Origin of the sequence: Paracoccus wurundjeri, from assembly GCF_030678915.1 — a bacterium.
GTDB classification, from domain to species: Bacteria; Pseudomonadota; Alphaproteobacteria; order Rhodobacterales; family Rhodobacteraceae; genus Paracoccus; species Paracoccus onubensis_A.
Genome location: NZ_JAUUTZ010000002.1, coordinates 16,155 through 39,397, shown reverse-complemented (window position 1 = coordinate 39,397; position 23,243 = coordinate 16,155). Strand labels below are relative to the sequence as shown.

Here is a 23,243-nt window from a genome sequence, read left to right as displayed (position 1 = left end):
ACATGGACGCTTATTCATTCCTTTTGCAGGGCCTTGTGACGGCGTCGGATCCGATGATGCTGTTTTACGCGCTGATCGGGGTGACGCTTGGCACGGCGGTGGGCGTGCTGCCCGGCATCGGTCCGGCGCTGACCGTAGCGCTGCTTCTGCCCGTTACCTACCGGCTGGACCCGGCCGGCTCGCTGATCATGTTCGCGGGCATCTATTACGGCGGCATGTATGGCGGTTCCACCACCTCGATCCTGCTGAATACACCGGGAGAAAGCGCCTCTATCATCACCGCGCTCGAGGGCAACAAGATGGCCCGCAAGGGGCGCGGGGGGCCTGCACTGGCCACCGCCGCCATCGGCTCGTTCATCGCCGGGCTGATCGCGACGCTCCTGCTGGCGTTCCTTGCGCCATGGATCGTCAAGATCGCGCTGGTTTTCGGGCCTCGCGAATATTTCGCGCTGATGGTGCTGGCCTTCGTCACGGTATCCGCCGCCTTCGGAGATTCCGCGCTGCGGGGGCTGACTTCGCTGTTTCTGGGCCTTGCCCTCGCCTGTATCGGCATCGATCAGCTTACCGGACAGGCGCGCCTGTCTTTCGGGGTGCCCGATCTGCTGGACGGGATCGAGGTCACCACGATGGCCGTCGCCATGTTCGCGGTGGGTGAGGCCCTGTATATCGCCGGACAGGGCATGCAGCACGATGATCAGGTGACGGCGGTCAAGGGATCGGTCTGGATGAACCGGCTGGACTGGATGAGGTCCTGGAAACCGTGGCTGCGCGGCACCGCCATCGGATTTCCCATCGGCGCCATGCCCGCGGGCGGGGCCGAGATCGGCACTTTTCTGTCCTATGCCGCCGAAAAGAAGCTGACCAGACATCCCGAAGAGTTCGGCGAGGGCGCGATCGAGGGTGTCGCCGGTCCCGAGGCCGCCAATAACGCCAGCGCGGCGGGGACATTGGTGCCGCTTCTGACGCTGGGTCTGCCGACTTCGGCCACTGCGGCGATCATGCTGGCAGGGTTCCAGCAATTCGGCCTGCAACCCGGCCCGCTGCTATTCGCGACCAACCCGACATTGGTCTGGGGATTGATTGCATCACTGTTGATCGCCAATGCGATGCTGCTTGTGCTGAACCTGCCATTGATCGGGCTGTGGGTGAAGCTGCTGACCATTCCACGCCATTGGCTTTATGCGGGGATCCTCTTATTCGCCACGCTTGGCACCATTGGCGCCAATCCTTCCAGCTTCGAGCTTGGCATGCTGCTTGCCTTCGGTGTTCTTGGCTATGTGATGCGCCTTTTCGGTTATCCGATCGCGCCAATCGTGGTCGGTCTGATCCTTGGCCCAATGGCCGAGCAACAATTGCGCCGGGCGTTGTCGATCAGCCAGGGCGACTGGACGACGCTGGTGCAGTCGCCGATTGCCGCTGTTTTGCTGGGCCTGGCGGCGCTGGCCTTTATCGTGCCGCTGATCATGCGCGCGCGCGGCAAGGGAGAGATGCTGTCGCAGATGGCCGGAGACGAGGACTAAACGAAGATCCCGCCCCCTGACCGGGGCGGGATCTGTCTTTTACGCTTGCTGCCTGTTCACGCCGCGGAAGAAGGGGATTTTCCGAAGAATCTTGCCCGTTCCCGGTAAATGGCGGGGATGGCAAGTGAGGCAACCGCCAGAAGCGCGATCGCGGTCTTGGTCAGTTCGTTATAGGGGCCGTTATGATGCTCGAAGCCCTTCAGCAGATAGATCACGACCACATGCCATGCATAAACCTGAAGTGAATGCCGGCCGATCAGGCGCAGGAAGGACAGGGTGAAGATCCAGCGCAGCCCGTTGCCCAGCGCCCTTACGATCCGGGGGCGCGCATATGGACCGGCAATGACCATCCAGGACACCAGATATCCGGTTGCCATGAAATTCACGAGATAGACGAAGCTGAACCGGGTCCGGTTATCCAGACTTCTGATCGCCTCGGCCATGTTCTCGGGCATGAACTTGAAGGTGAAGCCCATGCGTATGGACAGGAAGCAAAGCACAAGGACAAACGCCGCCCATGCCAGAACGACCGCTCCGTCCCGCGCGAAGACCTCGCGCCAGTCAATCTTCTGCGTCGCTGTCACCGAGCCCAGCACGAGACCGGTCATGAAAACGATCTGCCAGGCAAGGACGTTGAAGGCGGCCCGCATCAATTTGCCATCGTAAAGCTGGTCAAGCATCATGCGGATCCCGTCCGCCAGCGGAAAATGCAGGGTAAGCTGCACCGCGACCCATGTCACGACAGAGAAAGCGATGACCCAGGACCAGCGGCCGGTGACACACAGCCACACCAGCGGCGGCGATACCAGCATGTAAACGATATATTGCGGCAGGATGTCCATATAGGTGGGCTGATAGATCAGCAGCAGGGACGCCACCGCATAAACGGGATCATGGCTCGCAAGATCCCAAAGCCAGGGCTCCCAATAGGTGGCGGATTCCTTCAAGAACAGGCCAAGCACCATGATCAGCAGCAGGGAACCGGCCGCATATTGGTAAATGTCGAGGGCTCGTTTGCGGATCTGGCGGGCGCCCGTTTCGTAACCCGCTTTCAGCATGCGGCGCGCATAGACCATGCCGACCAGCATGCCCGAAAGGAACACGAAGCCCTGCGCGTCCTGCACATAGCCCAATTCGCCGTGATTGAACTTGACCAGCAGATAGCCGCCGGCAAAGGTCAGGTGATTCAGCATCATGAAAACGAGGAAATACCCTCGCATGCCATCCAGTATTTCCAGCCGCTGCATAATGCCCTTTCGGCGCTATGTTGTTTCGTGATCTTGGGATCAACGCAACTCGCGCAGGATCAGTTGCATGGCAATCTGTTCAGCGCATTTCCATGGCCGTTATTGCCCGGTCAGGAAATGCCGCCCATTTCCGTGGGTCACGCTTGCCTGCGGACCGGTCCGGCGCGGCACTCATTCCGCCAGGACGCCGACAGCTTTCAGCATTTCGGGCCGCAAGCCGGTAGCGCATCAGGTTTCCTTCCCGAAGCGCCGATATCGGCAATCGTTGCATTTGCTGCTATTCCCGCCCATGGAAAATGCAGTATTTCAACCGGATGTAACGAAGCGCTCCAGCTTGCCCAGCGTTTGCAGGCCCAGTTCCGCCGCACCGAATCCCTTTGCCTCCTGAAACTCGGCAGCCGTGCTGAACACCATGCCCAGCGTTACCTTCGTTACCCCGTCCTGCTCCTCGAACGAGACCCAGGCGTCGGCATGTTTCGGCCCGTTTTCACCCCAATGCAGCGTATAGCCGATCCTGTCTTCGGGACAGACCTCGTGATAGCGATGATGATTCGGGAAAACCGTGCCGTCCGGCGCGATCATGTCGAATACCCATTCACCGCCCGTTCGCAAATCGATCCTTTGCGTCCGGCAAGAGAAGCCATCCGGCCCCCACCATTGCGGCAGCGTTTCAGCGTTCATCCATGCCCCCCAGACGACGGATCGCGGTGCCTGAATCCGCCGCTGCAGCACCATGGTCCGTTCAGCCGTGCCCGCGAGATTATCCAGTCCGGCGGCGAAACCTTCCTGGTAGCCTGCCTCCATGTCCTCTGCCAGCGAGGAAAGCTGCACCGTCAGGGCCAGCCGGCTACGTTCCTGCGTTCCCGAAATATCCGCTGTCACCAGCGCGACCGATTGCGTTACGCCTTCGGATGAGATCACCTCGTAATTCACGCTGCGCAACATGGGCTGCAACTCCAGCCAGCCGCATTCGCAGCGGATATCCGGATGGCCCGCCACCTTGCAAAGCGACAGCTCGCGCCCACCCACCCTGGTATCGGCCTCCAGAAACTCCACGGTGACCGAAGACGATGGCGCAGCCCAGATCGCCCGCGCCGCCGGAGTCGTCCATGCTTCCCACAGCACGGCCACTGGCGCGGCCACATCCCTGTCGAAAGCAAGTGTCGCAAAGCGACCCTTCCTGTCATCAGGTACCGTTCGGGGCGCAATATTTGTCGCGGGGTTCCGTGTCATTCTTTGCCTTCCTTCATCACATTCATCACAAATGCATCCAGCCGGTCCAGCCGGGCCTCCCAGATGTCCCGCTGTTCGTCGAGCCATGTCCGAACCGGATCCAGAGCCTGGGGCACGATGGCGCATGTGCGTATCCGCCCGTCCTTGGACGTCGTGATCAGCCCCGCCTGTTCCAGCACGGAAAGATGCCGCATCACCGTGGGCAGCCGCAGTCCCGTAGGCCCGGCCAGATCCGTTACCCGCGCCGGTGTTTCGGCAAGCCGGGTCAGGATCGACCGGCGGGTCGGATCGGCAAGCGCGCGAAAGAGCAGCGAGAGATCGGAATCATGCTTAGCCATATCGCTAACTATTCCGAAATTTTCCGATGACGCAAGCAAAACTTTGTCAAGTTGCTAAGTTTTATGCTCAGACCGGGTGGCGGTTAGCAGTTAGAAGACAGGAGCAGTCGGCGCTGCGGGTTATGTCTCTTCGCGATGCGGCAGCGGAAGGGGCTAGGGCTGGGGCAAAACAAGAACAACCGTTGACGAATTCCCCCCGCAACATGCTGCGCGGTGTTGTGTTACTCTGCCAGATAGCATCACGGCGCGAAAATCCGGCCTTCGCATGCAAGCATCGATTTTTGCCCTTGTTTCCTTGCCTGCCGATCCATATACGGATCGGTGGAGACGTGGCCGAGTGGTCGAAGGCGCTCCCCTGCTAAGGGAGTAGGCCCGGAAGGGTCTCGAGGGTTCGAATCCCTTCGTCTCCGCCATCAATCATACGATTGAATGCCCCTGCTCTGCCCCGCGGGCGGTGTCGCTCACCTTCTTCGGCTATGGACTGCGTGGCGGAAATCTGGCCTGTTGGTTTCGGTGGAATTCATCTGCAGCGGGCGGCCCGGTTCATGCATCAACTGACCTTGCGCCAGATCGAAGTCATCCGTGCCGTGATGCTGACCGGGACGATCAGCGGGGCTGCGCGGATGCTGAACGTATCCGCGCCCGGGATCAGCCGATTGGTCAAACATACCGAAGAAGCCCTGGGGCTGCGACTTTTCGAGCGGCGCGGCGGTGTCTACCTGCCGGCAGTCGAAGCCGGTTCGATCTTCGATCAGATTGGCAGGGTGTTCGGCAATGTCGAAAACCTGAACCGCGCCGTTGCTTCATTGCAGCGGGGCGAGGCGGTGGATCTGTCCTTCGCCTCGGCGCCGTCGGTTGCGCAGTTCATTGCCGCGCGGGCGGCGCGGTCGATCCGGCAACGCTATCCTGATCTGTTCATCGATCTGAATATCCTGAAGATCGAGGAAACCATCGACTATCTGATGCTGGAACGCGGCGAATTCGTGTTGATGAGCACCTCGGTGGAAAATGCCGGAATCAGCAATGAAATCGCCGCCCGCGGCCGTCTGGCCGCCATTGTCCCCGAAGATCACCCACTGGCGGCTTCCGTGCGGGTGTCGATCCATGATCTGGCGAAATATCCGATGATCGGTGTCGATCCCGAGGATCCCTATGGCAGGGTTTGCGCGACTCCGTTACGAGATGCCGGATTGCCCGTGCGCTATTCGATGCGCGGCCGTTTCGCCCAGACCGTCGTCAGTCTTGTGCGCCACGGGCTGGGCGTGGCGGTGATCGACGAATTCTCCGTGGCAGAGCTTTACATGCCCGGTGTCGTGCGGCTGTCGCTGATCGAGGAAACGCCGATTACCATCTATATCGTGACCAAGGCAGGGCGCGTGCTTTCCGGTTTTGCCGAATACGCGATTCAGCAGTTGCGGCGGGAACTGTCCCGCGCCACAGAGTCCCGCCCCTGGGAGCAGCGCAAGGCAAGGTGAGTCGGGTATATTAACATCATGTTAAGGATCGTGCCGAATTTGTATTTGCCGTAACTGAATTATAGCCAGATGATGCGTTTCAGGAGAACCGGGATTCGCCCGGAACAGGGGAGGAGCATCATGAATAAAACCCTTATCAGGCTGATTGCCGTCACCGCCTTGGGCATCGCGACAGGTTCAGCAGCATTCGCGCAGGACTATCCTGGCAAGGAAATCCAGGGCATCATCCAATGGGGCGCAGGCGGTTCCACCGATACGGTGATGCGCACCGTCACGCCGCATGCCGAAAAGATTCTTGGCGGCAAGGTGGTCATGAAGAACATGACCGGCGGGGTCGGCGCAATTGCGACGAAATTCGTCTATGCGCAACAGCCGGACGGCTACACCCTTCTGATGGGTGCTGAAAATCCGTTGCTCTACAAGGTTATGGGACTGGGCGACATCGACTATTCCGAATTCACGCCGATCAATATCCTGGCGCGGGGCGTTCCGATTCTGGTGGCCAATAACGACGCGCCCTTCGACAGTTTCGCCGAAATGATCGAATATGTTCAGGCGCATCCGAACGAGGTGAAATTCGGCTCGACCGGACCCGGGGGCGTGCCGTCGGTGGTCACCTCGATGATCGCCTCGAAAACCGAACTGCCGGTCACGCAGGTTCCCTATGACGGCGATGGCCCGGCCCTGACGGCGCTGCAAAGCGGCGCGGTGGATGTCATGCCTGCCGTGCTGGGCGCCGCGATCGAGGCAATCCACGGCGGCAGGATCAAGGCAATCACGATGATCGACAACACGCCAAGCGATATTCTGCCGGATGTGCCCGCGTTGGGCGAGACGAATCCCGAATATGCCGATTACTTCCCCTGGGGACCCTTCTTCGGCGTATTCGTCAAAAACGGAACCCCCGATGAGATCGTCGCCAAACTGACCGAGGCATATGCCAAGGCCGCGGAAAGCGAGGAATTCGTCAAGCTGATGGCCGACCGGGGTTATATCATCGAAAGCCTGTCGGGGCAGGAAGCACAGGATTTCCTGTCGACATGGCAATCGCTTACGACCTGGCTGCTGCATGACGCGGGCGAAACCAAGGCTTCCCCCGAAGAATTCGACATCCCCCGACTGTGACGGTAATCCGCTCCGGCCTGTACCGGGGCGGCCCATTCTGATCGAAGGAAGGGTCAGACATGCATAACAATCGTATTCGCAGCGCCGGAGAGCTTGCTTTCAACGCTGCAATGTTCGTCTGCAGCGTCGTGCTTCTGTGGTCGTCATATCGAATCTCGGGTTTTGAATCGCTCAGTTCACCGGGGGCGCTTCCTATGGCCGTCGCCCTGGTCATGATGATCAGCTCGGGGCTGATCCTGCTGAATTGCTGGCGCGGGGCCAAGCGTGACCGAACCCGCTTCATGCAAGATATTCTGCCGCCGGCAGTGATCGTGATGATGCTGTTCATCACCGGCTATGCGCTGCTGCTGACATCCTTGGGCTTCCTGCCGACCTCGCTGATCTTCCTGATCCTGTCCGTCCTTTACCTGCGGCGCGGCGGGCTGATCTTTGCGGTTGGCGTATCGCTGCTGGCGCTGGTTCTGGTCTATATCGTCTTCAGGCTCGTCTTCTCGGTGCTGATGCCCGCCGGTATCGTGCCCGAGGCCGAGATCCTTGCCACCATCGGCCAAATCTTCGGAGGTACCCGGTGATACAGGCGCTTGAATATTTCCTGATCCCGTGGCTGGACCTGAAGCTCCTGTTCCTGGTTGCAGCGGGCACCTTTGCGGGCGTCTATGTCGGCGCGATTCCGGGGCTGTCCGTTACCATGGCGGTGTCGATCCTGATCGGGTTCACCTTTACATGGGATGTCAATTCGGCGCTGTGCCTGATGGTCGGCATCTTCATGGGGGGCGTCTATGGCGGTTCGCGCACGGCGATCCTGCTGAATATCCCCGGCGCTCCATCGGCGATTGCCACTGCGATGGACGGCTACCCCATGGCGCAGAAAGGGCTTGCCGGCGAAGCGATCGGGCTGACGACGGTCATGTCCTTTATCGGCGGGCTGATCGGTATCATCGTGCTGGCCGTCGCGGCACCGGCGGTCAGTGATTTCGCCCTGACCTTCCAGCCGCGCGACTTCATGCTTCTTGCGGTCCTGGGTATCCTGCTGGTTGGGTCCTTATCGGGCGAAAGCCTTGTGAAGGGCATCTTTGCGGGCGCACTGGGGCTGCTGATCGGCACGGTCGGACTGGACCCGCTGACGGCGGAAGAGCGCCTGACTTTCGGGTTTACCGGCCTGTGGGGCGGCATCAGCTTTATCGCTGTCATGATCGGCATGTTCGGCGTCTCCGAGGCGCTGCTTCAACTGCATCATGTGGACAAGACCGCCGTCAAGCAGACCATCCGGCGTATCGTCCCGGACTGGGTCTCGGTCCGTCGTTATCTGCCGCTGTCGCTTCAGACATCAGGCATTGGCGTTATCATCGGAGCATTGCCCGGCACCGGCGGGGATATTGCGGCCCTGATGGCTTATGACCATGCCAAGCGCGTCACTCGCAATCCCGAAGTGCCCTTTGGGCAGGGCGCGAAAGAGGGTCTGGTGGCGCCCGAGACGGCGAATAACGCCGCGGTGGGCGGCGCCTTCATCCCGATGCTGACGCTGGGCATTCCGGGCGATGCGGTCACCGCGATCATGATCGGCGCCTTGTATATCCACGGGCTGAACCCCGGCCCGATGCTGATGGTCGAACAGCCGCATATGTTCTGGTTCATCACCGGCGCATTGATGCTCGCCAATATCTTCATGCTGATCTTCGGCCTGACCGGTATCCGGATCTTCACCAAAATCGTCGAGATGCCGCGGACGGTGCTGATCCCGCTGATCCTGCTTCTGTCCATCGTCGGCGCCTATGCGGTCAACAACTCGATCAGCGATGTCTACTGGATGCTTGGCTTCGGCGTGCTGGGCTATTTCATGAAATCTTACGGGTATCAGCTTGGTCCCGTGATCCTTGGTGTGATCCTGTCGCGGCTTCTGGACGAAAACTGGCGCCGTGCGATCATATCCGAACAGGGCAGCGTCTCGGGGCTGTTCAAGGGCATGCTGACCAGCCCCCTGTCGCTTGTGCTGCTGACGATGGTGGTGCTGATCTTCATCAGCCAGACGCCGATATGGCGCGGCATCCGCCGCAGACTGAAATCAGAGAGCAGGTCATGAAGACCTCGATCGCGACGGTTTCAATTGCGGGGAATCTGGCCGAGAAACTGGCGGCGATCGCTGCCGCCGGTTTCGACGGGCTGGAGATGTTCGAGCAGGATTTCCTGCAGGACGCTGCAAGCCCGCACGAGATCGGGGCGATGGTCCGCGATCACGGGCTGGAGATCATGCTGTATCAGCCCTTCCGCGATTTCGAGGGGCTGCCCGGGCCTTTGCGCGCCCGCGCCTTCGACCGCGCGCGGCATAAATTCGACCTGATGGCCGAACTGGATGCGGAACTGATGCTGATCTGTTCCTCGGTTCATCCGCAGGCCATGGGCGGCATCGACCGTGCCGCCGACGATCTGGCGGAACTGGCGGGAATCGCGGCCGAGCGGGGGCTGCGGATCGGATATGAGGCATTGGCATGGGGCCGCCATGTCAACGATCACCGCGACGCATGGGAGATCGTCCGCCGCGCCGATCATCCCGCGCTTGGATTGGTTCTCGACAGTTTTCATAGCCTTGGCCGCGGCATCGATCCCGATACCATCCGGCGCATTCCCGGCGACCGGATATTCTTCGTGCAGCTGGCCGATGCGCCGCAAATCAACATGGACCTGCTGTATCTGTCCCGCCATTTCCGGAACATGCCGGGCGAGGGTGATCTTCCGGTTACGGATTTCATGCGCGCCGTCGCGGCAAGCGGTTATGACGGTCCGCTGTCGCTCGAGATTTTCAACGATCAGTTTCGCGGCGGCAATCCCGCCGCCATCGCCCGCGACGGTCATCGTTCCCTGATCTGGCTTATGGATCAGGCCCGCCGTGCCGAACCCGCGCTGACCGCCGGCCTGCCCGACCTGCCCGCCAATATCCGTGTCGCCGGCATAGAGTTCATCGAATTCGCCTCGAGCCCCTCGGAGGCCCGCGAATTGGAGACGGCACTGACGCAGATGGGCTTTCACCGTGAAGGCGAACACCGCAACAAACAGGTCGCAGTGTGGCGGCAGGGCGATATCCGCATCGTCGTGAATGTCGAGGAAACCGGGTTTGCGCATAGCTTCTTTCTGAATCACGGCACCGGGGTCTGCGATGTCGGTCTGCGGGTCGCCGATGCACGAGCCACGGCGCAGCGGGCACGGGCTTTGGATGCGACCTTGTTCAGCCAGCCTCTGGGGCCGGGCGAGATGGAGATCCCGGCCATTCGTGGCGTCGGTGGCTCGATCCTGCATTTCATTGACGCGAAAAGCGGGCTGAATGACGTATGGGATGTCGAATTCAGGCCGACGGGGGAACAGGTATCCGATTTCGGGCTGATGCGCGTGGATCATCTGGCCGAGACGATGAATTACGATGAAATGCTTAGCTGGACCCTGTTCTACACCTCGATCTTCGAGATGGAGCGCCGCCCGATGCTGGACGTCGCCGATCCCGATGGGCTGACCCGCTCTCAGGCTATCGCTTCGCCCGATCGCGGCACCCGGATCACTCTGAACGGAGCGCAGTCGCACCGGACACTGGCCGGAGGCTTCCTGACGGATTCGATGGGTTCGGCAGTGCAGCACATCGCGCTGGCATCAAAGGATATCTTCAACTCCGCCGAAAGCATGGCGGGAACGGGTTTCCAGATGCTGCCGATCCCCGAGAATTACTATGACGACCTGCAAGCCCGCTATGGGCTGGACGACCGGGAAATCGCCCGCCTGCGTCGCTGGAACATCCTTTATGAAGCCGAAGGCGAGACCGAGTTCTTCCAGTTCTACGGCAAGCCGCTGCAAGGCGGGCTGTTCTTTGAAATCGTCGAAAGACGCGGCGGATATGACGGTTACGGCGCACTGAACGCCCCGTTCCGTATTGCCGCGTTGAAACGCCTGCTGCGCGGCAAGGACATGCCGCGTAAATGACATATGAGGAAAAGCAGATGATTTCCGGCCATACCCGGGTGATCGCCCATATCGGCGTGCCGACCGAAAGCTTCAAGGCGCCGATGATCTACAACCCCTGGTTCGAGGCCCGGGGAATCGACACGGTGGTTGTGCCGATGGGATGCGAATCCGGGGATTTTCCTGCCTTCATGCCTTTGGTTGCAAGGCTGCGGAACTTTGCCGGAGCGTTGATCACCATGCCGCACAAGGTCGCCGTCGTCGATCTGCTGGACGAGATCAGCACCGCCGTCCGCATATGCGGCGCCTGCAATGCGGTGCGCCGCGATTCCGACGGGCGATTGATCGGCGAGATGTTCGATGGCGAGGGTTTCGTGCGTGGTATTATGCGCAAGGGCTGTGAAGTAACGGGCGCGTCGGCGCTTGTGGTCGGAACAGGCGGCGTCGGTTCGGCCATCGCGGCGTCCCTGGCAGCCGCGGGCGCGGCACGGTTGGGGCTCTATGACATAAATGCCGCCTCGGCCAAGCGGCTTGCCGCCAATCTGCGCCGGACCTGCCCGTTTCTCGAAGTCACCACCGGCTCCAGTGATCCCGCAGGCTGGGAGATCGTCGTGAATGCAACGCCGATGGGGATGCAGGAGGGCGATCCGATGCCTTTGGACGTGACCCGGCTCGACCCGGCCAGTTTTGTCGGCGAAGTGGTGATGAAGCGCGAGGAAACCGCCTTTCTGGCCGCCGCCAGGGCGCGGGGTTGCCGGATCCAGATCGGCACCGACATGCTGTTCGAACAGATCCCCGCCTATCTGGAGTTCTTCGGCTATCCGGCGACTTCGGCGGAAGAGCTGCGCCAATTGGCGACGATCCGGTACTGAGCCGGTCACGCTTCCGCCGGTGGCGGGGACCACCCCTTCCGGAAACGCCCCAATCCCCCCGAAACAGCCTGAAACCATCTGACGGGAATGGTGGGCGGTGAGGGGCTCGAACCCCCGACATCTTCGGTGTAAACGAAGCGCTCTACCAACTGAGCTAACCGCCCGTCCGGGGGCTTTTAGCCCGAACTTCCGGCTAACGCCAGACCTCTTGTGCAGCATTGCGGATCACGTGAACGGCGCCCTGTTCCACCGTAAGCTCGCCGATCCGCGAAAGGGGCCAGCCAAGCGCGTGAATGCGCAGCATCCGCAGCGTGATGCCATGGGTGACGATCAGTGCCGGACCCGGCAGACCGGCCAGAAAACTGCGGCAACGTGCGGATAGCTGCTCCAGATGCTCTCCTCCGGGTGTGCGGTCGTACCAGTCTATCGGCGCACCGGTGAACAGCTCCGGCCTTTGCCGCTGCAAATCTTCAAGCGAATGCCCGGTGAACTCGCCCACATCGATCTCGCGCAACCGGTCGTCCGTTGTAAAGGGCATGTCGCCAAAGACGATTTCGGCTGTGCGGACCGCACGCCCCTGCGGGCTGGAATAGCGGGCCGCGCCGATCCCCGCGATCAGCCGCGCCTGCCGCCCGGCCTGCGCAAGCCCCCGCGCAGTCAACGGCGAATCGCGCAGGCCCTGCAACCGCCCCGCAAGGTTCCACTCGGTCTGCCCGTGGCGCATCAGATAAAGATCGGGGAACATCGCCTGCTTTCCTTCGGGCAAGACATCACGCGGCTGACACATGTTTCGCTTTGGGGTTTGACCACTTATCACGGTTGCGTCAATCTGCCACCGGGGAACCCAACAAGGCGGAAGGGAACGAACCATGAGTTTTCGCGTTCTGACGGCGGCCTCGGTCGTGGCCATGTTTGCCGGGACGGCCCAGGCCGATTACGTGCTGCATATCCTGCATACCAACGATCTGCACAGCCGGATCGAGCCGATCAACGAACAGGACAGTACCTGCGATGCCGAAACGAAAGAGGCGGGCGAATGCTTTGGCGGCGTGGCGCGGGTTGCCTCGAAAGTCAAGGAACTGCGGGACAGGATCACCGCCGAGGGCGGTAATATCCTGGTCCTCGACGCGGGCGACCAGTATCAGGGATCGCTGTTCTACACGACCTACAAGGGCGAGGATGTGGCCGAATTCATGACCGCCATCGGTTATGACGCGATGGCGCTGGGCAATCACGAATTCGACGATGGCCCCGAAGGCGCAGAGGTGCTTGCCGACGGAGTCGAATTCCCGGTGATCTCGGGCAATCTGGATCTGTCGCAGTCGAATATTCTCAAGGACAAGATCGGCGATACCCTGACGCTTGACGTCGGCGGACACAAGATCGGGATCGTGTCCGCGCTGGCGATGGATACGCCTGAAACCGCCGCGCCCGGGCCGAACGTCATTTTCATGGACGATATCGAAAGCCTGAAAGGCGATGTGCAGGAACTGACCGATTCGGGCGTGAACAAGATCATCGCACTGACCCATGTGGGCTATCTGCGCGATAAGGAATTCGCCGCGCAGGTGCCGGGGATCGACGCGATCGTTGGCGGACATTCGCATACGCTGCTTGGCGATATGGATGGCGCCGCGGGCGCCTATCCGACCATGGTCGAGGGGCCGGACGGCGCTCAGGTTCCGGTGGCGACCGCTTATGCCTATTCCAAATATCTCGGCCATCTGGAACTGACCTTCGACGATCAGGGCAATCTGACCAAGGCCGAGGGAGAGCCGATCCTTCTGGACAACTCGGTCCCCGAGGACGAGAAGATCGCCGCGCGCGTGACCGAGATGGCCGCCCCGATCGAGGAACTGCGCGAGAAGGTCGTGGCCGAAACCGCGCGCCCCATTGGCGGTGACCGCGAGACCTGCCGGGCCCGCGAATGCGAGATGGGCACCCTTGTCGCCGATGCCATGCTGGACCGGGTGAAGGATCAGGGGATCAGTATCGCGATCACCAATGGCGGCGGCTTGCGCGCCTCGATCGACGCGGGGCCGATCACCATGGGCGAGGTCTATACAGTGCTGCCCTTCCAGAACACGCTGGCGACATTCCTGCTTGACGGCGCGGATGTGGTTGCCGCGCTGGAAAACGGCGCAAGCCAGATGGAAGAGGGCGCGGGCCGTTTCGCACAGGTCGCCGGGCTGAAATATACCGTCGATCCGGCGGCGGAACCGGGCGGCAGGATCAGCGATGTGATGGTCATGCAGGATGGCGACTGGGCGCCCATCGATCCTCAGGCGGAATATGGCGTCGTGTCGAACAACTACATGCGCACCGGCGGCGACGGCTATGACGTTTTCGCCAGCAATGCACGGGACGCCTATGATTTCGGCCCCGATCTGGCCGAGGTTCTGGCGGAATATCTTGCCGCGCAGGGGCCGGATTACGCGCCATCGGTGGATGGGCGGATTACGGTGAAATAGGGCGGTTTCCGGGAGGTTCGGAAATTGTTGTGGGAAGGTAGGCCTGTGGGGCTGCCTTTTTCGCTGCGATTGGTGCGGGCCATCTGAAAAGCGGGAGTGACAGTGATCTGGTGATTCGCGGGAGTGTTGGAGATGAGGGCGCGTGACCGAGAATCGCCGAGGATGTGGCCTGCCTATATGGTTCAAAGAGGTGTTAATTAAATAGAAAAGATACCCGGATCTGTTCCGGGATCGGAACAGTTTCGCGGCATCAGGGGTGATGAACGGATTGCGGGAATAAAATAACGCTGTATCCATAGCGATATGGATTGTTGCAGTGAGTAGTAGCAACCTGAACCGAATGCGAAACAATTCAATCTCAATGGTGCGAAAGTCAGGTTGACTCTGAGAAAACATCGTTATTCATACTGCTGATGTTTCGGAAACTTTAGTGATGTTAATAGGTGAAAGTATGGCTGAATATACATTTACGCTAATTCGTGAATCTGCTCTCGTATTTACTGGAGCCAACCTTCTTACCTCATCATCTTTACGAATTGTTAGTGAAGATGACGCAATGCAAGTTACTGTTACTGACAATGATAGCTATTTGGAAGATAGCTCTGGCGGTGGAGGGCCAGATAATAATGGTGGACAATATCTGACTTCCGACTTTGATGGCCACGCCGCCGGTAGCTCCATTAGCACATCGATTGCAAAGAGTCTCGATGGCGATGGGTTACCAAGCAATGCTATTGCTGTACGCGTAAGTATTGGTGGTATTAGATATACTGGCTTCTACAATGCAACAGGCATTCAAGCTGGGGTAACGTATCGAACAAGCGGTTTAAGTCATACCTATGGGGTTACTAATGGCCAGGTTCCTGATCTTCTCTATACCGGGTTTAGTGACATCGTCTGCTTCACCCTTGGCGCCCTGATCGAAACAAACGAAGGCAACAAACCCATCGAGGAACTCCAGCCCGGCGACATGATCGCCACCATGGATGACGGCTATCAGCCCATCCGCTGGATCGGGTCCACCACCCGCGACGCCATCGATCTGGCGCAGAACCCGAAGCTGAAACCGATCCGCATCGCCGCCGGAGCACTTGGGAATGGCCTGCCGGAACGTGACCTGACCGTCAGCCGTCAACACCGCGTCCTGATCCGCTCGAAGATCGCCCAGCGCATGTTTGGCGCCGAAGAGGTCCTGATCCCCGCCATCAAGCTGGTCGGTCTGGACGGCATCGAGCTCATCGAGGATTGCGAAGGAGTGACCTATTTCCACATCCTGTTCGACAAGCATCAGGTGATCTTCTCCGAGGAAGCCCCCACCGAAAGCCTGTTCACCGGCCCCATCGCCCTGCAAAGCGTACCGCCAGAGGCCCGCAAAGAGATCGAGACCCTGTTCCCCGAGATCACCAAACCGGATTTCGTAGCCCGGTCAGCCCGCCCGATCCCTGAAAAGGGCGCGCAGATCAAGCAACTGGTCGCACGCCACAAGAAACGCGGCATGCCGCTGCTGAACGGCTGATTGGACGAATCCTTTCTTTTCAGAGGGCAGCCCATTTCGGGCTGCCCTTTACCATGAATCAATTATCGGTTGACTGGCTTATTTCCCTGCAAATGATATGGCAATCGTCCCGCCGCATCATCGAAATCTGTTAAATACGGAAAAAACGAAGCTCTTTCAGGTCGTTGTTAAGATAATCACAATAAATTTCCGCCATCATCATTGCAATGAAAGGTGGTGTAATGAGTAATTATTATCTTTACGAAAAAATTATTCTTGGCTCTCAAAGCAGTATAAATGGAGGTAGGGCAGATTATTCTGAAAGCTTACGTGGCGGGCAAGAGTGGAGTTATAGTGGTACGACATTCAAACAAATCGTTCGTTCGGATGTTCCTATCGAAGACGGTGCCGATTCCAGTAAATTTGAAGGCGGTTATAATAAGGACGATTTCAATCCATCTCTTCGGGTGGGAGGAGATAAAGAACAATCTATAAAAATAGACGGTGAATATCACACAGCCAGCTACGATTACAGCTTTGCGTTATATGATGAGAATTTCAATATCTACGAAATCGCTGTCATCGATATTGATCTTGATGACAGCAATGACTTTCGCTGGAATGGGGTGCCCGGCCAAGAGATACTTGAAGGAGGCCATTATCTGATTTTTTTAGGGGATATTCCACCACCAGATACAATATTGAGAATTCGGGGATATACAGGCCCGAAAAGTAATCATTTCGAAATGGGCGCGCAATCTGTCTGCTTCACCCTTGGCACCTTGATCGAAACCAACGAAGGCAACAAGCCCATCGAGGAACTTCAGCCCGGCGACCTGATCGCCACCATGGATGACGGCTATCAGCCCATCCGCTGGATCGGCCACACCACCCGCGACGCTATCGATCTGGCCCGGAACCCGAAGCTGAAACCGATCCGCATCGCTGCGGGCGCACTTGGGAATGGCCTGCCGGAGCGTGACCTGACCGTCAGCCGTCAGCACCGCGTCCTGATCCGCTCGAAGATCGCGCAACGGATGTTCGGCGCCGAGGAAATCCTGATCCCCGCCATCAGGCTGGTCGGTCTGGACGGCATCGAGATCATCGGGGATTGCGAAGAAGTGACCTATTTCCACATCCTCTTCGACAGGCATCAGGTGATCTTCTCCGAGGAAGCCCCCACCGAAAGCCTGTTCACCGGCCCCATCGCCCTGCAAAGCGTACCGCCAGAGGCCCGCAAAGAGATCGAGACCCTGTTCCCCGAGATCACCAAACCGGATTTCGTAGCCCGGTCAGCCCGCCCGATCCCTGAAAAGGGCGCGCAGATCAAGCAACTGGTCGCACGCCACAAGAAACGCGGCATGCCGCTGCTGAACGGCTGATCCACGCGTTTTATTCCGTCTCTGAAACCACGCTCTGCCCGATGCGAAACGATCGGGCAGAGCGATCCTGAACCGTCAACCCACCTGTCGCTGGTCACCTGTAACCGGCATCGACCGGTGTGACCCGCAGGGCCGTCAGGCCCCGCACGATCAGGCCCCGAGCTGTTAAGATTCCCGAACCGTCAGACCCGGTCCGCCGTATCCAGCCAGATCGTCACCGGTCCGTCATTCAGAAGCCGGACCTTCATATCCGCCCCGAAACTGCCCGTCTGAACCGGAACGCCAAGCTGGCGCAGGCTTTCAGCGAAATGCAGGTAAAGCCGCTCTCCCATATCGGGCGGTGCCGCTGAAGAAAAACCGGGCCGGTTTCCGCTGCGCGTATCGGCGGCCAGCGTGAACTGGCTGACGACAAGCGCCTCGCCCGCGATATCCGGCAGCGCGCGGTTCATCCGACCCTCGTCATCCCGGAATATCCGCAGTTTCGCGGCGCGCGCGGCCAGTTTCCCGGCGGCGGCCGGATCATCATCCCGCATCGCGCAGACCAGAATCAGCAGCCCCTGCCCGATCTTGCCGATGATCTGGCCGTCAACCTCGACCGAAGCCTCGCTGACCCGCTGGACAAGCGCCCTCATCCCAGCATGATCCCCAGCACAACGCACATCAGGCCGATCGCCGAGACCATCAACGCGCCCATGTTCACCGCAATGACGCGCTGCATCCGGGCGCGGAATTCCTCTGGCTCGGGCGCGGCGCGGCGCAGGCGGAAAACCGTGACGATGCACCAGAACAGCGCCGCCAGCCCCAGCAGCGTCAATGCCGCACCGCCCCAGACGAGCATATCGAAAATGGTCAAATCACGTTCCTTCTGATTGATCGCCGAAGACCCAAGGGCCCGCGCCCGCACCGGATTCGACGGCAATCTAATGCGTCATCATTGCGCTGGCAAACAGGGTTCCGAAGAGGGCGGATCGACTTGAAGGCATATACCGCGCTACAGTTTATCGACTTCGGATAACCGCATTTCTTCTTTGTAAAAATACCTCAGAGGCGCCGGAAGGTCGCGCCATTGGTCCAAGAGAGCTGTCGGCGACGGGACAGCGTCCCACCGCTTCCCGGCTTCGGAGATCACCGAAGAACGGTTCCCTCCAGACCCCGACAGCCCTAACCGTGGTGCAGCACAAGCGGGCGATCCCGATGGCGCGAGACCTGCACATCGGTATCGTAAAGCTCTGACAGAATCCGCTCTTTCAGCACGGTATCGGGATCACCCTCGGCCATGATCCGGCCATCCTTCATGGCGATGATATGATCGGCCCAGGCGGCGGCATAATTGATCTCGTGCACGACCATGACGACGCTGCGGCCCTGCCGCGTCACCAGATCCCGGACCCGTTGCATCAGGCCGCGGGAATGGGACATGTCCAGATTGTTCAGGGGTTCGTCCAGCAGAAGCCACGGCGTGTCCTGAGCAAAGCACATGGCGATATGGGCGCGCTGCGCCTGCCCGCCCGAGATTTCGTCAAGGAACCGGTCCGCAAGCGGCGTCAGGGCGAAATTCTCAAGCGCGGTCTCCACTCTGGCATGATCATCCGCGCGGGGACGGCCATTGTGATGCGGCCAGCGGCCGAAAGCCACCAGTTCACGCACACGCAGGCGGCTTGCAATCGCGGTATCCTGCCCAAGGATCGCCATCACCCGGGCCAGTTCCAGGGTCTGCGTTACGGCCAGATCATGTCCGTCAACAGAGATCCGGCCCGATTGAAGATTTTCCAGCCGGCCGACAAGCCGGACAAGGGTCGATTTCCCCGCCCCGTTCGGCCCGATCAGGGCGGTCAGGCCGCCTTTGGGAAACCCGGTGCGGATATCGTGCAGGATCCTTGCCGGGCCGATGGAATGGCTGACATCCTCGATACGGATCATCGGATGCGTCCTTTCAGCAGAAGGTAAAGGAAGAACAGGCCGCCCGCGAATTCGATCACCACCGACAGGAAGCTCGCCTGTCCAAGCAGCCGTTCAAAGACCAGCTGGCCCGCAATCAGCATGATGGCGGCGATCATTCCGGCGGCGGGAAGCAGCAGCGCGTGGCGGGGATTGCGCAGGATGCCGTGGGTCAGCCCGGCAACGATCAGCCCGAAGAATGTCACCGGCCCGATAAGCGCCGTCGGCACCGCGACCAGCACGGCCACCAGCCCAAGCGTCACGAAGACGACCCGCCGGTGCCGAAGCCCCAACGCAACCGCCCGGTCACGGCCAAGCCCCAGCACGTCAAGCTGACCGGCCATCGACAGCGCAAGGCCGACAGCGGCGGCGGTCAATATCGCGGCGACCGGAAGCAGGGCCGCATCCAGATGACCAAAGCTGGCAAAGCTGGATTGCTGGACGACGGCGAATTCGTTCGGGTCCAGCACCCGCCCGATAAAGGCGGAAAGCGAGCGGAACATGACGCCAAGAATAACCCCTGTCAGAATGGTACGGGCGATATCCCGGCTGCCGCGGCCAAGCAGGCTGCCGAACAGGATGCACCCCAATGCGATCATGACGGCGGTATCCAGCAGAAACTTGCTCCAGGTCGGAATGCTTGCAAAACCGGTGATGCCAAGCCCGGCGACGAGAATGGTCTGAAGCAGGATATACAGCGAATCGAAGCCCATAATCTGCGGTGTCAGCACCCGGTTTCCGGCAAGGGTCTGAAACATGACCGTCGCCACCCCCGTGGTGACGCCGACAAGCAGCAAACCTGCCAGTCGCTCGGCCCTGAGGCCAAGAACAAAGCTGCGTGCCCGGCCTTCGGGCAGGCCCTGCAGCATCCAGACCGCAATCGCGACCATCAGCACAAGCCCAAGGCCGGCGAAGATCAGGCGCAGACGCTTATCCACGGGCCGGCCTTGCATAGAGCATCCACAGGAAGATTGCCGCGCCGATCACGCCAAGAATCGTGCCTACGGGGATTTCGTAAGGATAGCGGATCAGGCGTCCGATCAGGTCGCAGGCCAGCAGCAGCGCCGCTCCGAACACCGCGACCACAGGGATCGAGGCGCGCAGATTGTCCCCCATGATCCGGGCGACGATATTGGGCACGACCAGTCCCAGAAACGGGATCAGTCCAACTGTCGTCACCACCATCGCCATCACCACCGCGACGACCGCCAGCCCCAGCCGCATCACCGCCTGGACCGACAGGCCCAGCCCGGTCGCCACCTGATCGCCAAGCCCCAGTATCGCAAAACGGTCCGCCGCGAACCATGCCAGCCCCGCCGCCAGTGCGGCGATCCACAGCAATTCGTAACGCCCCGCGATCACGCCCGAGAATTCGCCAGCCATCAGCCAGCCATCGACATATTGCAGCAGATCCGTTTGCCAGCCGATAAAGGTCGCGATGGCGCGCAGCACCCCGGCCAGAACCAGCCCGGCTATCGGCACCAGCATCACCTCGCGCACCGGAAGGCGCCGGATGATGGTCACGAACAGGGCGGTTCCCGCCATTGCGGCAAGGCTGGCCACCCCCATTCGCGCCCAGATCGGCGCGCCCGGCGCAAGGATGGTGATCGCCAGCAGCCCAAGCGCCGCGCTTTCGGCGGTGCCCGTGGTTTCAGGCCCGACAAACCGATTGCGCACCAGGCTTTGCAGCACCACCCCCGCCACGGCCAGCGCCGAGCCGGTCAGGGCGACCGCCAGGGTCCGGGGCAGTCGCGATTCCAGCAACACCAGCATCGCATAGGGATCCTGCCGGATCGTCGTCAGATCCACGCTGGCCGCGCCGACCGTAAGACTGGCCAGCATCAGCACCGCAAGGACCAGAATTGCCCCCGGCAGATATCGCATCAGTTTTCTGAAACGCTGTTCAATGCCTTGGCCAATTGCTCCAGCCCTGTACTCAGCGACCTGTAGCCGCCGCCCGAAATATAGCTGCTGGCCGGGTCAAGATAGATGATCTGGCCGGATTTCCACGCTTTGGTTTCTGCGATCAGAGGGCTTTTCAGCGTCGCCTCGGCGGATTGCCCGCCTTCACCCACGGCAACGCTGCGATCCAGCACGATCAGCCAGTCGGGATCGGCCTCGGCGATGAATTCATGGGTAATCGCATCGCCATGGGTGTCGCCCTTCAGCCCGTTGCTGGCCTCTTCAAGGCCGGTCGCGTCGAAAATCCAGCCAAAGCGCGAATTCGTACCGTAAGCCGCCATTTTCGGGCCGTTGGTCATGACCATCAGGGCGCTACCCTTCCCTTTTCCGGCGTCCCGTGTCCTGGCAAGTTTTTCATCAAGCGCCGCAGCCATCCTGGCCGCCTGATCCTCTTTGCCGAACAGGGTGCCATAGGCGGCAAGACGGGACTTGGCATCGGATATCAGATCGATGCCGATCGTCATGTCGATACTGGGCGCGATCTGCGACACCGACTCGAGCTGCCCGGCCGAGCGTCCGCCGATGATGATCAGATCGGGGTCAAGAACGGCAAGCGCTTCAAGATTCGGCTCGAAAAGCGTGCCTACGGGGGCCGCCGCCTCTTCGACATCCGGAAGGTAATCGATGTAAAGCTCGTTCGGCCGGCCATCGGGCATCACCCCAAGCGCCTGCAACGTGTCGATTGCGGCCATGTCCAGCACGGCGATCACCTTGGGTTCGGCGGCAACGGAAACCTCTCCCTGTGCGGTCGGGATCGTGACATCATCGGCAAGGGCTGCCGATGTCAGGGCAAGGGTCAGCAGGCCCGGTAAAATGAAACGACGCATGGCGGATTCCTTCAGGTCGGCGGGTTCCGGGCCTGATTAGCCCCGAGTTCCGGATAGGTAAAGATTTGCCTTAATGAATTTGTCGGGAATTGCGCTCATATCGCCCAGCGGTTAAGCCGGAATTTCCCTTGCCATGCAGATCCAAGGAACGTCATGAAACAGACCGCCGACTTTCCCACCGCCCGCGGCCCGCAGCTTCTGGCCACATTGTCGAAACATTTCGGCCACAAGATCGATGTGGAGATGCAGGATGATCGTGCGCAACTTCATTTTGAAATGGGTGACGCCACGATCGAAACGACCTCCGAGGGGTTGCGCCTGACTGCCGATGCCGCAGGGGAAGATGATTTGCAGCAATTGCGGGATGTGCTGGAAAGCCATCTCCTGCGCTTCGCCTTCCGGGAAGACCCGCAACCGCTAAGCTGGAGCGCACCCGCCTCCTGAGCCGCAACCGGGCTGACCTTGTCCGTCATATCTGATATCCGGCCCATGTAACCGTCGCCAAGGATCGATGAATGAGCGCCGCGAACTGGATAGCTGCTGAGTATGACGGAAAATCCCTGCGAAGCTGGTCGATGCAGGGGCCGACTCCGGCCGGACAGGACCAATGCGCCTGTGTTGGAATTCCGGGGCTTGCCGATGCGTTGCAGACATTCCCCGACCTGCCGTTACTGCTGGCGGATATGAGCGGGACGTATCCCGCCCGGGATTTCGCAGCCGCGCCGACCTCCGCAAAGCTTACATTGGTCAATACCACTGCAGGGGAACGACCGTTCCGGATCGCGCGGGGCGTGACGCAGGCCGAACCAGCGGCGCGGCTTCACGGTCAGACCGCGCTTGTCGCCGGGCTGGTGGCAGCCGATCCGCAATTCGATGGCGTGATCTGCATCACCGGCAGGCACAGCCATTGGATACGGGTATCGGCGCAGGAAATCTGCCATTTCCACGGCTATCTCAGCGGCGAGTTCATGGAATGGATTGCCAGCGATTGCGCAAATGCCGCTATCGCGGAACCCGATATTTTCCTGTCTGCGCTTGACGATGCGCTTAGCCGCCCGCACCGGGCGCATGGCCGCCTGCTTGCCTTGCGGGGGGCCATGGGATCGGGCGCGGCGCAGCTTGCCGGGCTGCTGATCGGCTGCGAACTGGCCGATGCCAAGCCCTATTGGCTGGGCGAAACCGTCGCAATCTGCGGAAACGGGCCGCTTGCCGGACTTTACGCGCTGGCAGTTGAACGACAGGGCGGCGCGGTTCTACGCCCCGATCACGATGCCGCATTGCTGGCAGGGCTGCATGCGGCGTGGAAAATACAGCCCAGGCTTCGGGCAACCCGGGCCTGATCGCATCACCCAAGCCTAAAATTGCCGGCATACACGCGAATATCAGTTGCCGCAGCCTGTCATTTGCGCGATTTTG

At 60.3% G+C, this 23,243-nt stretch carries 22 protein-coding genes and 2 tRNA genes; 13 read left to right on the top strand and 11 right to left on the bottom strand.

Annotated features, from left to right (window positions below):
- Positions 1-2: 2 nt before the first annotated feature.
- Positions 3-1,520: a tripartite tricarboxylate transporter permease gene (locus Q0601_RS02585; protein ID WP_305286826.1), complete on the top strand. Its 1,518-nt coding sequence runs from the start codon at positions 3-5 to the stop codon at positions 1,518-1,520.
- Positions 1,521-1,576: 56 nt separating this feature from the next.
- Here the strand turns inward: Q0601_RS02585 and Q0601_RS02580 are convergent, their stop codons facing one another.
- The 3 genes from Q0601_RS02580 to Q0601_RS02570 all read right to left on the bottom strand — a co-directional run bounded on the left by Q0601_RS02580 (position 1,577) and on the right by Q0601_RS02570 (position 4,338).
- Entirely contained in the window at positions 1,577-2,767 is a 1,191-nt protein-coding gene (locus tag Q0601_RS02580; protein WP_305286824.1) for an OpgC family protein, read from the bottom strand.
- A 306-nt stretch (positions 2,768-3,073) separates the two neighbouring features.
- Positions 3,074-4,000 carry an SRPBCC family protein gene (locus tag Q0601_RS02575; RefSeq protein ID WP_305286822.1) on the bottom strand — a complete coding sequence of 309 codons (927 nt, stop codon included), beginning with the start codon at positions 3,998-4,000 and terminating at the stop codon, positions 3,074-3,076.
- Positions 3,997-4,338 carry an ArsR/SmtB family transcription factor gene (locus tag Q0601_RS02570; RefSeq protein WP_305286820.1) on the bottom strand — a complete coding sequence of 114 codons (342 nt, stop codon included), beginning with the start codon at positions 4,336-4,338 and terminating at the stop codon, positions 3,997-3,999. The genes Q0601_RS02575 and Q0601_RS02570 overlap by 4 nt, the downstream gene beginning before the upstream one ends.
- 323 nt (positions 4,339-4,661) lie before the next feature.
- Here Q0601_RS02570 and Q0601_RS02565 point away from each other — a divergent pair.
- From Q0601_RS02565 to Q0601_RS02535, 7 genes are all read left to right on the top strand, one after another.
- Positions 4,662-4,751 (top strand) — tRNA-Ser (locus tag Q0601_RS02565).
- Between the two features lie 132 nt (positions 4,752-4,883).
- On the top strand, positions 4,884-5,813 hold the full coding sequence (locus tag Q0601_RS02560; protein ID WP_119748235.1) for a LysR substrate-binding domain-containing protein: 930 nt from the start codon (positions 4,884-4,886) through the stop codon (positions 5,811-5,813).
- Positions 5,814-5,933: 120 nt separating this feature from the next.
- Positions 5,934-6,938, top strand: a complete 1,005-nt coding sequence (locus Q0601_RS02555; protein WP_305286814.1) for a Bug family tripartite tricarboxylate transporter substrate binding protein — start codon at positions 5,934-5,936, stop codon at positions 6,936-6,938.
- Between the two features lie 59 nt (positions 6,939-6,997).
- Positions 6,998-7,510, top strand: coding sequence for a tripartite tricarboxylate transporter TctB family protein (locus Q0601_RS02550; RefSeq protein ID WP_305286812.1), 513 nt, complete (start codon positions 6,998-7,000; stop codon positions 7,508-7,510).
- Positions 7,507-9,018 (top strand): tripartite tricarboxylate transporter permease, encoded by a 1,512-nt coding sequence (locus Q0601_RS02545; RefSeq protein ID WP_305286810.1) that lies wholly within the window; start codon positions 7,507-7,509, stop codon positions 9,016-9,018. Before Q0601_RS02550 ends, Q0601_RS02545 begins: the two co-directional genes overlap by 4 nt.
- Positions 9,015-10,901 carry a bifunctional sugar phosphate isomerase/epimerase/4-hydroxyphenylpyruvate dioxygenase family protein gene (locus tag Q0601_RS02540; protein WP_305286809.1) on the top strand — a complete coding sequence of 629 codons (1,887 nt, stop codon included), beginning with the start codon at positions 9,015-9,017 and terminating at the stop codon, positions 10,899-10,901. Before Q0601_RS02545 ends, Q0601_RS02540 begins: the two co-directional genes overlap by 4 nt.
- Positions 10,898-11,752 carry a shikimate dehydrogenase family protein gene (locus Q0601_RS02535; RefSeq protein ID WP_305286807.1) on the top strand — a complete coding sequence of 285 codons (855 nt, stop codon included), beginning with the start codon at positions 10,898-10,900 and terminating at the stop codon, positions 11,750-11,752. Before Q0601_RS02540 ends, Q0601_RS02535 begins: the two co-directional genes overlap by 4 nt.
- An 88-nt stretch (positions 11,753-11,840) precedes the next feature.
- On the opposite strand, the gene Q0601_RS02530 is transcribed toward Q0601_RS02535, so the two are convergent.
- Positions 11,841-11,916, bottom strand: a tRNA-Val gene (locus Q0601_RS02530).
- Between the two features lie 29 nt (positions 11,917-11,945).
- Positions 11,946-12,497, bottom strand: coding sequence for a histidine phosphatase family protein (locus Q0601_RS02525; protein WP_305286804.1), 552 nt, complete (start codon positions 12,495-12,497; stop codon positions 11,946-11,948).
- Between the two features lie 124 nt (positions 12,498-12,621).
- On the opposite strand from Q0601_RS02525, the gene Q0601_RS02520 reads away from it, so the two are divergent.
- The 3 genes from Q0601_RS02520 to Q0601_RS02510 all read left to right on the top strand — a co-directional run bounded on the left by Q0601_RS02520 (position 12,622) and on the right by Q0601_RS02510 (position 17,100).
- A complete protein-coding gene (locus tag Q0601_RS02520) occupies positions 12,622-14,223 on the top strand; it encodes a bifunctional metallophosphatase/5'-nucleotidase (RefSeq protein ID WP_305286802.1) in 1,602 nt (533 codons plus the stop codon).
- 451 nt (positions 14,224-14,674) lie between these two features.
- Positions 14,675-15,739 (top strand): Hint domain-containing protein, encoded by a 1,065-nt coding sequence (locus tag Q0601_RS02515; RefSeq protein ID WP_305286800.1) that lies wholly within the window; start codon positions 14,675-14,677, stop codon positions 15,737-15,739.
- 221 nt (positions 15,740-15,960) lie between these two features.
- Positions 15,961-17,100, top strand: a complete 1,140-nt coding sequence (locus tag Q0601_RS02510) for a Hint domain-containing protein (protein WP_305286797.1) — start codon at positions 15,961-15,963, stop codon at positions 17,098-17,100.
- Between the two features lie 182 nt (positions 17,101-17,282).
- Here Q0601_RS02510 and dtd read toward each other — a convergent pair whose 3' ends face one another.
- From dtd to Q0601_RS02480, 6 genes are all read right to left on the bottom strand, one after another.
- On the bottom strand, positions 17,283-17,732 hold the full coding sequence (dtd, locus tag Q0601_RS02505) for a D-aminoacyl-tRNA deacylase (protein ID WP_305286795.1): 450 nt from the start codon (positions 17,730-17,732) through the stop codon (positions 17,283-17,285).
- On the bottom strand, positions 17,729-17,953 hold the full coding sequence (locus Q0601_RS02500) for a hypothetical protein (RefSeq protein ID WP_305286793.1): 225 nt from the start codon (positions 17,951-17,953) through the stop codon (positions 17,729-17,731). Before Q0601_RS02500 ends, dtd begins: the two co-directional genes overlap by 4 nt.
- Before the next feature lie 308 nt (positions 17,954-18,261).
- Positions 18,262-19,020 carry an iron ABC transporter ATP-binding protein gene (locus tag Q0601_RS02495; protein WP_305286791.1) on the bottom strand — a complete coding sequence of 253 codons (759 nt, stop codon included), beginning with the start codon at positions 19,018-19,020 and terminating at the stop codon, positions 18,262-18,264.
- Positions 19,017-19,991 (bottom strand): iron chelate uptake ABC transporter family permease subunit, encoded by a 975-nt coding sequence (locus Q0601_RS02490; protein WP_305286789.1) that lies wholly within the window; start codon positions 19,989-19,991, stop codon positions 19,017-19,019. Before Q0601_RS02490 ends, Q0601_RS02495 begins: the two co-directional genes overlap by 4 nt.
- Positions 19,969-20,922 carry an ABC transporter permease gene (locus Q0601_RS02485; RefSeq protein ID WP_305286787.1) on the bottom strand — a complete coding sequence of 318 codons (954 nt, stop codon included), beginning with the start codon at positions 20,920-20,922 and terminating at the stop codon, positions 19,969-19,971. Before Q0601_RS02485 ends, Q0601_RS02490 begins: the two co-directional genes overlap by 23 nt.
- Complete coding sequence (locus tag Q0601_RS02480; RefSeq protein ID WP_305286785.1) at positions 20,922-21,827, bottom strand: siderophore ABC transporter substrate-binding protein; 906 nt, start codon at positions 21,825-21,827, stop codon at positions 20,922-20,924. The genes Q0601_RS02485 and Q0601_RS02480 overlap by 1 nt, the downstream gene beginning before the upstream one ends.
- Before the next feature lie 153 nt (positions 21,828-21,980).
- On the opposite strand from Q0601_RS02480, the gene Q0601_RS02475 reads away from it, so the two are divergent.
- Together Q0601_RS02475 and Q0601_RS02470 are read left to right on the top strand one after the other, a co-directional pair.
- A complete protein-coding gene (locus Q0601_RS02475) occupies positions 21,981-22,271 on the top strand; it encodes a DUF2218 domain-containing protein (protein ID WP_305286783.1) in 291 nt (96 codons plus the stop codon).
- Positions 22,272-22,342: 71 nt separating this feature from the next.
- Positions 22,343-23,167, top strand: a complete 825-nt coding sequence (locus Q0601_RS02470) for a 2-dehydro-3-deoxygalactonokinase (RefSeq protein ID WP_305286781.1) — start codon at positions 22,343-22,345, stop codon at positions 23,165-23,167.
- Positions 23,168-23,243: the final 76 nt, after the last annotated feature.

What these genes read in the sequence shown, in the direction of transcription:
- Q0601_RS02490 (WP_305286789.1), bottom strand. Translation starts at nt 19,991, where the DNA reads ATGCAAGGCCGGCCCGTGGATAAGCGTCTGCGCCTGATCTTCGCCGGC.
- Q0601_RS02555 (WP_305286814.1), top strand. Translation starts at nt 5,934, where the DNA reads ATGAATAAAACCCTTATCAGGCTGATTGCCGTCACCGCCTTGGGCATC.
- Q0601_RS02575 (WP_305286822.1), bottom strand. Translation starts at nt 4,000, where the DNA reads ATGACACGGAACCCCGCGACAAATATTGCGCCCCGAACGGTACCTGAT.
- Q0601_RS02585 (WP_305286826.1), top strand. Translation starts at nt 3, where the DNA reads ATGGACGCTTATTCATTCCTTTTGCAGGGCCTTGTGACGGCGTCGGAT.
- Q0601_RS02525 (WP_305286804.1), bottom strand. Translation starts at nt 12,497, where the DNA reads ATGTTCCCCGATCTTTATCTGATGCGCCACGGGCAGACCGAGTGGAAC.
- Q0601_RS02535 (WP_305286807.1), top strand. Translation starts at nt 10,898, where the DNA reads ATGACATATGAGGAAAAGCAGATGATTTCCGGCCATACCCGGGTGATC.
- dtd (WP_305286795.1), bottom strand. Translation starts at nt 17,732, where the DNA reads ATGAGGGCGCTTGTCCAGCGGGTCAGCGAGGCTTCGGTCGAGGTTGAC.
- Q0601_RS02515 (WP_305286800.1), top strand. Translation starts at nt 14,675, where the DNA reads ATGGCTGAATATACATTTACGCTAATTCGTGAATCTGCTCTCGTATTT.
- Q0601_RS02540 (WP_305286809.1), top strand. Translation starts at nt 9,015, where the DNA reads ATGAAGACCTCGATCGCGACGGTTTCAATTGCGGGGAATCTGGCCGAG.
- Q0601_RS02470 (WP_305286781.1), top strand. Translation starts at nt 22,343, where the DNA reads ATGAGCGCCGCGAACTGGATAGCTGCTGAGTATGACGGAAAATCCCTG.
- Q0601_RS02485 (WP_305286787.1), bottom strand. Translation starts at nt 20,922, where the DNA reads ATGCGATATCTGCCGGGGGCAATTCTGGTCCTTGCGGTGCTGATGCTG.
- Q0601_RS02475 (WP_305286783.1), top strand. Translation starts at nt 21,981, where the DNA reads ATGAAACAGACCGCCGACTTTCCCACCGCCCGCGGCCCGCAGCTTCTG.
- Q0601_RS02480 (WP_305286785.1), bottom strand. Translation starts at nt 21,827, where the DNA reads ATGCGTCGTTTCATTTTACCGGGCCTGCTGACCCTTGCCCTGACATCG.
- Q0601_RS02570 (WP_305286820.1), bottom strand. Translation starts at nt 4,338, where the DNA reads ATGGCTAAGCATGATTCCGATCTCTCGCTGCTCTTTCGCGCGCTTGCC.
- Q0601_RS02520 (WP_305286802.1), top strand. Translation starts at nt 12,622, where the DNA reads ATGAGTTTTCGCGTTCTGACGGCGGCCTCGGTCGTGGCCATGTTTGCC.
- Q0601_RS02560 (WP_119748235.1), top strand. Translation starts at nt 4,884, where the DNA reads ATGCATCAACTGACCTTGCGCCAGATCGAAGTCATCCGTGCCGTGATG.
- Q0601_RS02580 (WP_305286824.1), bottom strand. Translation starts at nt 2,767, where the DNA reads ATGCAGCGGCTGGAAATACTGGATGGCATGCGAGGGTATTTCCTCGTT.
- Q0601_RS02495 (WP_305286791.1), bottom strand. Translation starts at nt 19,020, where the DNA reads ATGATCCGTATCGAGGATGTCAGCCATTCCATCGGCCCGGCAAGGATC.
- Q0601_RS02510 (WP_305286797.1), top strand. Translation starts at nt 15,961, where the DNA reads ATGAGTAATTATTATCTTTACGAAAAAATTATTCTTGGCTCTCAAAGC.
- Q0601_RS02550 (WP_305286812.1), top strand. Translation starts at nt 6,998, where the DNA reads ATGCATAACAATCGTATTCGCAGCGCCGGAGAGCTTGCTTTCAACGCT.